The following is a 10,358-nucleotide window of genomic DNA, read 5'->3' as shown; positions in this document are numbered from 1 at the left end:
TAGTTTGCAGCTGAGATTTTAACGATACAGGAATTATCATTACTATTATTAAATTCCTCTTTAGCAAAAGTTTGAATACTCAATCCATTAAAATCGCGTGTTGTTGCTATACAGTCGTTATATACACCATTTGGATGAAAATAATCAAAACTCCATGCATAACCGGCTGCTTTAAAATGCGCAACACCTCCGGCATGATCGTTATCTTGATGACTGACAATCGAGGTACTTACCGTTAGATTATGGGCGTCAATATAGGGTAGTAATACACTAGGCACACGACTAAAGCGATTAAAGTAACTCGGGCCAAAATCATAAATAAACGCATGCTTATCTTTTTTTATCAGCACCATAAGGCCATGGCCTACATCAAATACGTTCAACTGCCAAAGACTAGATTGCGTAAAATAATAATTAGACAGTAAAGTCAAAAGCGGAATACACGCCAGTACGCGAAGCTCAATAAAATAAAGTAAAGGAACCACACTATAAAGCAGCACCACAGTGGTTATACTTACCTGACCAACATTAAGCCAACGTATGTGCTGCGGTATTGCCAGCAACATTTGATAAATATAGGTCAGTGGAAAATCATACAACACAATAAACGCATGCCAGTCGGTTAATAACCCCAGCAACACACTTAAAAATAAAGCAGGCATTAATACAAAAGATAAAATGGGAATAGCGACAAGATTTAAAACTAAACCTGCTAAACTCACGCCATTAAAAAAGTATAATGACAGCGGTAATAAGCCAATAAATAATCCCAGTTGAATAATAAAAAGAGTGCGAATATTGGCTAACAATGAATGACCTCGCAGCGGAAACTGTTTTAAAACCATAAAAATAATACATACCGCTAAAAAGGAAAAATACAGGCCAGGATTAAGCAAACTAAATGGATTAACCGCTAGAATAATAACCAACGCATATAAAATACTTCGCCATCTAAGCGCTTGCTTCGCTAAATAATAAAGCAACAAATAACAACCCAACATAATTAAGGCGCGGGTTGCCGAAATAATAAAATCACTCAAGTAAACATAAATAAAAGCGGCAACAAAGCCAGCAGCGCTATAAAAAATAGCAATATTTAATGATTGATTTAGTTCAGGCTTAATCAACTTAAGAAAACAGCGCACTGCAAAATAACAAAAGCCGAAAACCAAAGAGATATGCAATCCAGAAATAGCCAGTAAATGACTTAACCCAAGACTTTGCATTAATTGTTTATGCTCAAAGGTCATTAACGACTTGTCTCCGGTTAAGAGCACGTAATATAGCCAATTAAGCTCAGCACTACTTACGAGCTTTTTGACATAAGTCCGGTAAGCCACAATATGATTATTTTGTGGGCGGTTGTAAATCGCTAACTGCTTATTTAATACTGTGCCTTTAAACGCTATTTTTTGTGTAAAGGCATAGAGTTGACTGTCGAACACAGTAAAATTTTTAATCCCCCTAAAATTTTTTAACCTAACTTGAGCAGTAAAAGCATCCCCTGGCTGAATAGGTTGTGTTGAATTAATACTTAATAAGGCATTAGGTGCTCTAAACTGACTATATTCGCTATCTTCCAAACGAGTTATTTTCACTTTTACGTATTGTGGAGGGGTTGAAGAAATAACCTCTTCGACAACAACATTGACTGAATAAGCATATTTTTCGTGCTGATTAGGTAATTCAAATGAATAAAACAAGATAAAATGTGCCGCTACACAACAAATACCGCAAATAAAGCCTAACAATACAGTTAAAAACGGCTTAAAATACGTGCTCACAATGAGGATTGAAATTGTGATAACTGTAAATTCAAGGGTTTGGTAATAAAATACGGTAACAACAACTCCGATAACAAACCCAAGACTCATCCACACAGAAGTAAATGGTTGCTTTAAATGGCTAAAAAAACGATCCAACGGTTTTTACCCGATCCAAATAAAATTAGACATCACAAATCGCTAAGAATATTTGGCCGTCTTTTACATGATGCTAACCTTTGGCATTTAAATAGACGTTCGGCACGAGGTGCTTTTGCTGTTGGGCTCTTTTTTGCTTTCATCCCTGTTCCTTTTCAAATGGTGCTCGCGGCTGCCGCAGCGATAATTTTGAGAGTTAATTTACCCATTTCTGTTGCGCTAGTATGGATCACTAATCCACTGACTATGCCGCCAATTTTTTACGGCTCCTACCTTGTTGGTACATTAGTACTTAATCAACCAAAACAACACTTTGCGTTCGAAGCCAGTTGGGCATGGTTTATAGAAAGCTTAACGACAATTGGCCCTGCATTCTTAGTCGGTTCTTTGGTATGCGCCTCTATCGCCAGTGTTATTGGCTACTTTGGAATAGATCTAATTTGGCGCCGCTCTGTAAGGCGGGCATGGGGAATGAGAAATAATTAGCCTCTCTTCCTTTAAATGCTTACATTACTATAGACAAAAAAAACCCAACTTAACAAGTTGGGTTTTTTAGTCGTTCTGTTTAACGATTTAAGCTCATTTAAAATCTAAATACACGTCTTAATCCAACAAGTGGTAGTAATAATAAACCAAACCAAGAAAAGCTCGCTGAACTGCGTTCGTAAAATTCAGCATCTGGGGCTTTACAATTCTCAACTTCACCATTAGGGATAGGCGAAAGTTTTACCGCAACGGCTATACTTTCATACTCAATATTACCATTTACATCGGTAACAACTCCGCCCAATGAATTTCGTTTTTCAACTGTTTTAGTTGCAACACCAAATACTTCGTTGTTTTCATTAATCGATTTAGCTTCTACCATTTTATAGCTGAAACTGGTTTCACCATCACTGTCATAACAAGGCAGCAATTTATTTAGGTTAGTGATCTTGTCATCGCCAATTTTATAAATAAAGGCTTCTGAACGACGTGAATTATCTGATTCTCCAATTTCACCTTCACCAACAATGTAGCCTTGATTATTAATGTCATTTGCATATGAGCTTGAGCTTATAAAGTAACCTTCAGGAAACACGGTCGTGTTTGTATTTATATCATGGTAAAAAAGTTTGTTTCTTAGCGTGCCTTCTATTCGCTTGGTCGCATAACCTACAACAATATCATTATCGTTGATAGCAAATGCTTTACCACTTTGCCAGTCATCTCGCTGTTCAATAAAATCGACCACTTCACCATCTTTAAAGTAAGCTGGCATCGTTAAGATTGTGGAATCTCTATCAAAGTAACGGGTATTAGAAAAACCGGCCGCAACGCCATTTTTATTAACCGCTAATGCATTACTAATAAATGGGTTACTGTCTTCATCTTCTTTTGGTGTCAGCGCTAAACCTAACAATTCTGTTGAGGTTACATTATAGGCACTGTCTAGTGTCCACTTAACCGCTGTTTTATTAAATAAACCACGTGTGTTACGACTATTAATTGATTCAATACACGTCATTACAGGTTCATCAAGACCATCACAATTATCAGCAATTAAGGTTTGTCTCTCTGTAGGGATACTCACTGATACATTACCAACAACAACGTAACCCGTGTCAGTGGCAACAATATCAGACGCTTTACTCGTCCCACCATGTTCAGTAAATTCTGGAACAAGCGGCACTTCTACACCGCCTTCAGAAATTAAAATACCACGTTCTATAAACTCTCGGGTAAACCAAGTTTCTTCTTCAGTTTCACCATCTGGTGTAAAAGTGATTTTATCAAACGGTGCACTGCCCCAACCTACGGTCGTACCGTCCTGTGCAACTGCATTATAAAAGTTGCTAGTCGAGCGCGTTAATCCATCATAATCAACCGAAGCCACATCAAACAAAGATTGCTCTGTAATTACACCACTGTTGTAATTTGTAGCAACAATTGAGCTAATTTTTTGATATTCAAAGTTAGCAGATAAGTTTGACAAAAAACGAACCATAAAAGTATGCGCATCAGCATTGGTATAAATAGCGTCGTTGTTTTCGATGTCATCAAGTGTAAACGTAATTTCTTTGTCACTTAGTTCAAATGAATTTACTTCATTAGTATAAGCGTTCTTAATTAAACTATCGGTAAAATCAATATAACTAATATCAATTGGGATATTATATAAGCCATTAGCAAGCCCAATGACATGTCCGTTTTCACTCACATCGGTAACATAAGTATGTTTTGCGTTTTCAAAGTTACCTAACTCCGTTAACGCATAGGTAGCACTTAATGCCGATGTACTCAGTGTGGCTAAAACACTGGCCGCGAGTAATTTATATTTCATTTTATTCCTTACTACTGATTCTTTAATTCTTCAAGTTCTTCCCAACGCTCAAAAGCGGCTTCAAGGTCAGACTCAAGTTGGGCTAAATGGTTCAATTCCTTGGCTGTTATATCACTGTCTTGCTTGAAAAAATCTTCATGGCTTACTCGTTCTTGTTGTTTTTCAAGTTCAGCTTCAAGTTGCTCCATTTTATTAGGTAGTTGCTCTAGTTCAAGTTTTAATTTGTAAGAGAGTTTATTTGCTTTGTTATTGCTTTTAACTGGCGTTGGCTCTGTTTTTTCAACTTTTTTGACTGGCTGCTTTTGCAACTCTTTGTGCTGCTCTGCCAAATAGTTGGTATACGCTTCATAATCACTGTAGCCACCAACTATATCAGTGACTTTGCCGTTACCTTCAAATGCCCAAACACTCGAACAGGTATTATCAATAAACTCTCGGTCGTGGCTTACTATAAGCACAGTACCTTGATATTGGTTAATAATATCCTCAAGGAGCTCTAATGTTTCTATATCTAAGTCATTGGTAGGCTCATCGAGCACTAATATATTTGAAGGTTTCAAAAATAACTTGGCTAATAACAACCTGTTTTTCTCACCACCTGAAAGTGCTTTTACCGGTGTACGAGCACGTGCTGGCGGAAATAAAAAGTCTTGTAAATAGCCTAACACGTGACGTGAGCGTCCGCCCATCATCACTTCTTGCTTACCTTCAGCAACGTTATCTTGAACGGTCGCTTCTTCATCAAGCTTCTCACGGTACTGATCGAAATATGCAAACTCTAAGTTAACACCTTGCTTTATTTCACCACTGTCTGCTTTTAAATCACCAAACAATAATTTTAATAGCGTTGTTTTACCAATACCATTAGGCCCCACCAAACCAATACGATCGCCACGCATCACTAAGGTAGAGAAATCATCAGCTATCACTTTGTCTTTAAATGCATGATTTAAGTGTTTAGCTTCAAATACTAGTTTACCTGAACGATCCGCTGTTTCGATATTGAAATCAGTTTTACCTACTTGTTCCACACGTTGTTTACGTTCATTACGTAATTGTTTCAGCTCACGAACACGGCCTTCATTACGGGTTCGACGGGCTTTAACACCTTGGCGGATCCATGCTTCTTCTTCCGCTAAGCGTTTATCAAACAATGCATTTTGTGTTTCTTCTACTTTTAAATCATGCGCTTTTTGTTCTAAGTAAGTTGCATAATCACCAGGGTAAGAAATTAGTTTACCGCGATCTAAATCTAAAATACGTGTAGCAACAGCTCGAATAAATGCACGGTCATGCGATATAAATACAATACCGCCTTTAAATTCTTTTAGGAATTGCTCTAACCACATTACACTTGTCATATCCAAGTGGTTAGTAGGCTCATCGAGCAGTAATAAATCAGGCTCACTCACTAAAGCACGCGCTAATGCAACTTTACGTAACCAACCACCTGAGAGCGACTCAAGTTTCGCATCAGGAGTTAGCTCTAATTGAGTAAGTACAAGTTGAATTCGGCTATCAAAACGCCAGCCATCTGCTGCTTCTAACTTATTTGATAAGTGCTCTAGTTGGTTGAGTAACTGATCAGTACAATCTGTTTGCAATTGTGTGCTTACATGATGAAAGTCAATAAGTAAGTTAGCAATTTCGGGCATACCTTGGGCAACATAATCAAATACAGTGCCACTTGCCCCTTTAGGTGGATCTTGCTCTAAACGCGATATTTTTAAACTACCAACTTGGTTTATTTCGCCATCATCAAGTATTACTTGACCGTCGAGTACTTTTAAAAGCGTTGATTTTCCTGCACCGTTACGCCCTACAATACACACACGTTCACCGCTTTCTATAACCGCATCGGCATTATCTAATAATGGGTGCGTACCGTAGGCTAATTGTGCTTTTGAAATTCTAATTAAATCCATAATTAATCTTTACTCTTATTCTGCTTGCGCTAAAAACTGCTGCGCCTGAGGTGCAGTAAATGGCCAAAACAATTGCTGACCTTGTTGATTTTTTAAAACCGGAATACTGATTTGATACTCTAAAATTAATGAGTCATCGCTCATAATATCAATAAGTTGTAATTCATCAGCTGATGAAAGTAACGGTTTTAACAGTTGCTCTGCTTGCTCACACAAGTGGCAACCGTCTGTGTGATATAAAACCCACTTAGCCATGTTTAATTAACCAGCTATTATGAATTTTTTTATTACGTTTAAAATCGGGAGATAAGGTTTTTTCTGAAATATTTTCCGCTTTTAAGCCTAAGCCCATTAACCCTACTTCGTCCATCACAAAGCCGCGTTTATTGTTAGAAAATATAAGCGTACCCGATGGGCTCAATATTTTTTTAACCCAAGTTAACAGCTTAATGTGATCATTTTGTACATCAAACGCATCTTTCATTCGCTTAGAGTTAGAGAATGTTGGAGGGTCTAAAAAGATCAAGTCGTATTGGCCTTGTGCATGCTCTAGCCATTTTAAACAGTCGGCTTGCTCAAACCGATAACGTGTATTGCTAATATCGTTAAGTGCAAAGTTATCTTGCCCCCATTTTAGGTAGGTTTTAGATAAATCAACGGTAGTAATTGCTTTTGCACCGCCTAATGCAGCATGAACCGACGCTGTTCCCGTGTAGGCAAACAAATTTAAAAAGCGTTTATCTTTTGCATTTTCTTGAATGTAACGACGCGCAAGACGGTGATCTAAAAATAGTCCGGTGTCTAAGTAATCAAATAAGTTAACTTTAAACTTAGCACCAAACTCCTCTACCACCATGGTTCTGTTTTGCTTAGCCATCGGGGTATATTGTTCTTCACCTTTTTGCTTTTTACGTACTTTTACCGCAATGTTTTCAGGTGCAATATCCAGTTGTTGCGCTGTTAAGCTAATAACATCTTGCAAGCGTTTTTCTGAGGTTTTTTCATCAATTTCTTTTGGTGCTGCGTATTCAAAAATAACCGCTGAATCACCATAAATATCAACCGCAACGTTATATTCAGGAATATCCGCATCATACACGCGATAGGCATGTACTTGATTTTGTTTAAGCCAATTTTTTAAGCCTTGCTTGTTCTTTTTCAGGCGATTAGCAAATGCCATCGAGCCTTCAAAGTTTAAAGCCGGTTTGTCATCCGTGGTAAGACTCACTTGCTTGTCATCAAGTTGATACAAGTTTAATTCAACATCAAGTGGACCATTTTTAAATTTATAACGTTTTTGCTTCACCAATTTAAGCAGTTTAAACAAGCTTTCATCCATGCCTAATAAAGCTAGTTTCCAGTGGTTGAAGTGTTTTTTAAAGCCAACACCTAAACTGCGATGTAAGTTAACCAGCTCAGCCATAGAGCCAATTCGCTCACCATAAGGTAAATTAGAAATAACAACACCCGGCAATTTAGCAACCGCAGTCAATTTAGTTGCATCGCTTTGTTTAAACTTAATTACCGTATCAAGTTCTGCGCGCTGCGCATTGGCAATGGCTTTATCAAGGACATTTGCGTCGTAATCATGGCCAATCAACCACAATTTAGGATCGGTAATATTTGCTAAAAGCTGCTCTTTTAGTTCTTTAAACTTTGCTACTCTAAAGCTAGGTAAACGTTCAAACGCAAAGCCTTCACGAAATAGACCTGGCGCTTCATTACGCGCCATTCCAGCGGCTTCAATTAAAATAGTACCAGCACCACAACAGGGATCAAATAAAGGCTGATTAACATTTTCAAGCCAGCCACTGCGCTTAATAATCGCTGCAGCTAAATGTTCTTTAATTGGTGCTTTACCTTGACCTTGACGGTAACCACGCTCTGATAAACGCGGGCCAGAGTAATCAATATAAAGTGAAACACCATGGCGATTTAAACGTGCAACCACTCGTACATTGGCATCTTGCTTATCAACATTTGGGCGCTGTTCATACAGATCATTAAAATAATCAACAATCGCATCTTTAATCACTAAGCCTGAAAACTGTGTATTTTTAAGCGAGTCATTGGTGCCGTTAAAATCAACAGCAAAGGTTTGCGTAGGGCCAAACCACTCTTGCCAAGGTTGCAAGCGTGCAAATTTATACAAGCTGTCTTTGTCATTTACGCCTTCTTTTTCTTCAATAAGCATAAGTACACGCGTAGCAAAGCGTGTTGATAAACACACCTTTTGCGCTAGCAATGAGTCAGCCTCAAAGCGAACAGAACCCACAGTTTGTTTTGACACCGTAGCGCCAAGCTCTGTAAGTTCATCAACCAATAAATTTTCGATTCCGATAGAAGTAAGTGCGATAAATTGCAAAGTAAAAACCCTTAATAGCTAATTGCGCGGGATTATAACATAGGTTTGCGTACAAATACGCCATAAACACGGTGGGAAAACTAAATTAGATTAAGCGGTTTGACTATCGTACTGTGAGATAATAAGCGGGTGAACACGGTTGTTTAATACGCGGATCACTTCAAACTGTGAGAGTGATAAATTATCGTCAAGCGCAAAGGTTTCGCTTAAATTAATACACACAGAAGCATCAGGGCAATGCTCCACAATTAAAAACTCGCCAGTTTGAGATTCAGAGCTCAAGTTGATAACGGCTTCAGTACTAGGTCTTGTACCCGTGTAGGGTTTAAAAAACCAACTTTTAGCTAAAACGGGCTTTAATTGAAACTTAACCGCGGTGGCATTGAGCGCTATTTGACATAATTGCGCAGGATTCCATAAGTTAAACTGCTCGAGGTAATAATATACCTGCTCATAAAAAGCGGCGTCTTCTAAACTAAAGTAAGGGTTTTTAAAGGTGCAATCTGTTAATTGCCTTAATTTATAAGGGGTGCATAGTTGCATATCGTCATTTAAATCAAGCAGTAAGCGGTTTTTTTCAGCACACGCTATCCACTGCCATTGCTTTGACGCTTGTAACATTTGCTCCTCCCTACTTAGTACTTAAAAAAATAAAATAAGACAATAAGCTTAGAGTATAGCTGCTTTTGACCATTTTTAAAACGTCTTTTTAGAACATTTATCGAACGATCAAAAGCTTACATAACTGATCCTTATAAGTCGTTAATGATCGACTTGACCAATTGTGGTCCTTTATAAATAAATCCAGTGTAAACTTGAATCAAATCAGCCCCTGCGTTCATCTTCTCTTTAGCCGATTGAACGTCATCAATACCGCCTACACCAATGATAGGTAATTGATTATTAGTTAAACGTTTTAGTTCAGAAACAATATGAGTTGAACGCTCTCTTACCGGAGCACCCGATAACCCCCCTGCTTCATCAGCATACTGCTGACCTTGCACTAGGCTACGCTCAAGGGTGGTATTTGTGGCAATCACACCATCAATTTTATTCGTTAATAATGATTCGCTCACTTGTTCAATTTGAATAGGATCTAAGTCTGGCGCAATTTTAACCAGCATAGGTACATTTTTATTATGCTTGGCAATTAAATCTAACTGTTCATTTTTTAAACTTTGCAATAGGTCATCTAATGCTGCGCCATATTGTAAGTCACGCAATCCTGGTGTGTTAGGTGATGAAATATTGACGGTTATGTAAGATGCATACTCAAACACTTTTCGTATACAGTGAATGTAATCATCTTTGCCTTGTTCATTCGGCGTATCTTTATTTTTACCAATATTAATACCTAAAATGCCATCATACTTTGCTGCTTTTACGTTATTTACTAGATTATCAACGCCTTTATTATTAAAGCCCATGCGATTAATAATTGCATTCGACTGTGGCAATCTAAACATACGAGGCTTATCGTTACCCGCTTGAGGACGCGGTGTTACTGTACCCACTTCAACAAAACCAAACCCCATTTGGGCGAATGCATCAATACACTCGGCATTTTTATCAAGACCAGCGGCAAGCCCTACGGGATTTTTAAATTCGAGGCCTAAAAAGTTCACAGGCTTATTTGCCACGCTTTGTGACCACGCGGCACTTAACGGTGTATTAGCAAAGCGACGTAAGTTATTAAGAGCAAAATCATGGGCCCACTCCGCATCACGGGTAAACATAAAACGGCGAGCTAAATCGTAAAACATGAATATAATCCTCTTAAAGTTGTAGACAAAAAAATACCTCAGACAAGGCTGAGGTATTAT

8 protein-coding genes are annotated in these 10,358 nt (G+C 38.1%); 1 reads left to right on the top strand and 7 read right to left on the bottom strand.

Translation table 11 applies throughout. The features are described 5' to 3' along the window. On the bottom strand, window positions 1–1,922 hold a 1,922-nt coding region (locus ACTRWE_RS01225; protein ID WP_462879332.1), incomplete at its 3' end, for a DNA internalization-related competence protein ComEC/Rec2. On the opposite strand from ACTRWE_RS01225, the gene ACTRWE_RS01220 reads away from it, so the two are divergent. Beyond that, on the top strand, window positions 1,902–2,408 hold the full coding sequence (locus tag ACTRWE_RS01220) for a DUF2062 domain-containing protein (RefSeq protein WP_076921379.1): 507 nt from the start codon (window positions 1,902–1,904) through the stop codon (window positions 2,406–2,408). The two genes, ACTRWE_RS01225 and ACTRWE_RS01220, sit on opposite strands and share 21 nt — an antisense overlap. 97 nt (window positions 2,409–2,505) lie before the next feature. Here the strand turns inward: ACTRWE_RS01220 and ACTRWE_RS01215 are convergent, their stop codons facing one another. From ACTRWE_RS01215 to pyrD, 6 genes are all read right to left on the bottom strand, one after another. Beyond that, window positions 2,506–4,245, bottom strand: a complete 1,740-nt coding sequence (locus tag ACTRWE_RS01215) for a DUF3466 family protein (RefSeq protein WP_350653636.1) — start codon at window positions 4,243–4,245, stop codon at window positions 2,506–2,508. Between the two features lie 11 nt (window positions 4,246–4,256). Beyond that, window positions 4,257–6,170, bottom strand: a complete 1,914-nt coding sequence (gene uup / locus ACTRWE_RS01210) for an ATP-binding cassette ATPase Uup (protein ID WP_350653638.1) — start codon at window positions 6,168–6,170, stop codon at window positions 4,257–4,259. 15 nt (window positions 6,171–6,185) lie between these two features. After that, window positions 6,186–6,425, bottom strand: coding sequence for a glutaredoxin family protein (locus tag ACTRWE_RS01205; RefSeq protein ID WP_016900376.1), 240 nt, complete (start codon window positions 6,423–6,425; stop codon window positions 6,186–6,188). After that, a complete protein-coding gene (rlmKL, locus tag ACTRWE_RS01200; protein WP_024603050.1) occupies window positions 6,418–8,535 on the bottom strand; it encodes a bifunctional 23S rRNA (guanine(2069)-N(7))-methyltransferase RlmK/23S rRNA (guanine(2445)-N(2))-methyltransferase RlmL in 2,118 nt (705 codons plus the stop codon). The genes ACTRWE_RS01205 and rlmKL overlap by 8 nt, the downstream gene beginning before the upstream one ends. A 90-nt stretch (window positions 8,536–8,625) precedes the next feature. Next, window positions 8,626–9,156: a cell division protein ZapC gene (locus ACTRWE_RS01195; RefSeq protein WP_462879331.1), complete on the bottom strand. Its 531-nt coding sequence runs from the start codon at window positions 9,154–9,156 to the stop codon at window positions 8,626–8,628. Window positions 9,157–9,287: 131 nt separating this feature from the next. Next, entirely contained in the window at window positions 9,288–10,298 is a 1,011-nt protein-coding gene (gene pyrD, locus ACTRWE_RS01190) for a quinone-dependent dihydroorotate dehydrogenase (RefSeq protein ID WP_462879330.1), read from the bottom strand. Between the last annotated feature and the right edge of the window lie 60 nt (window positions 10,299–10,358).

Source organism: Pseudoalteromonas sp. G5_S1_54_S4 (genome assembly GCF_054968565.1).
The sequence above is the reverse complement of the archived record's forward strand: the minus strand, read 5'-3'. Positions and strand labels throughout refer to the sequence as shown.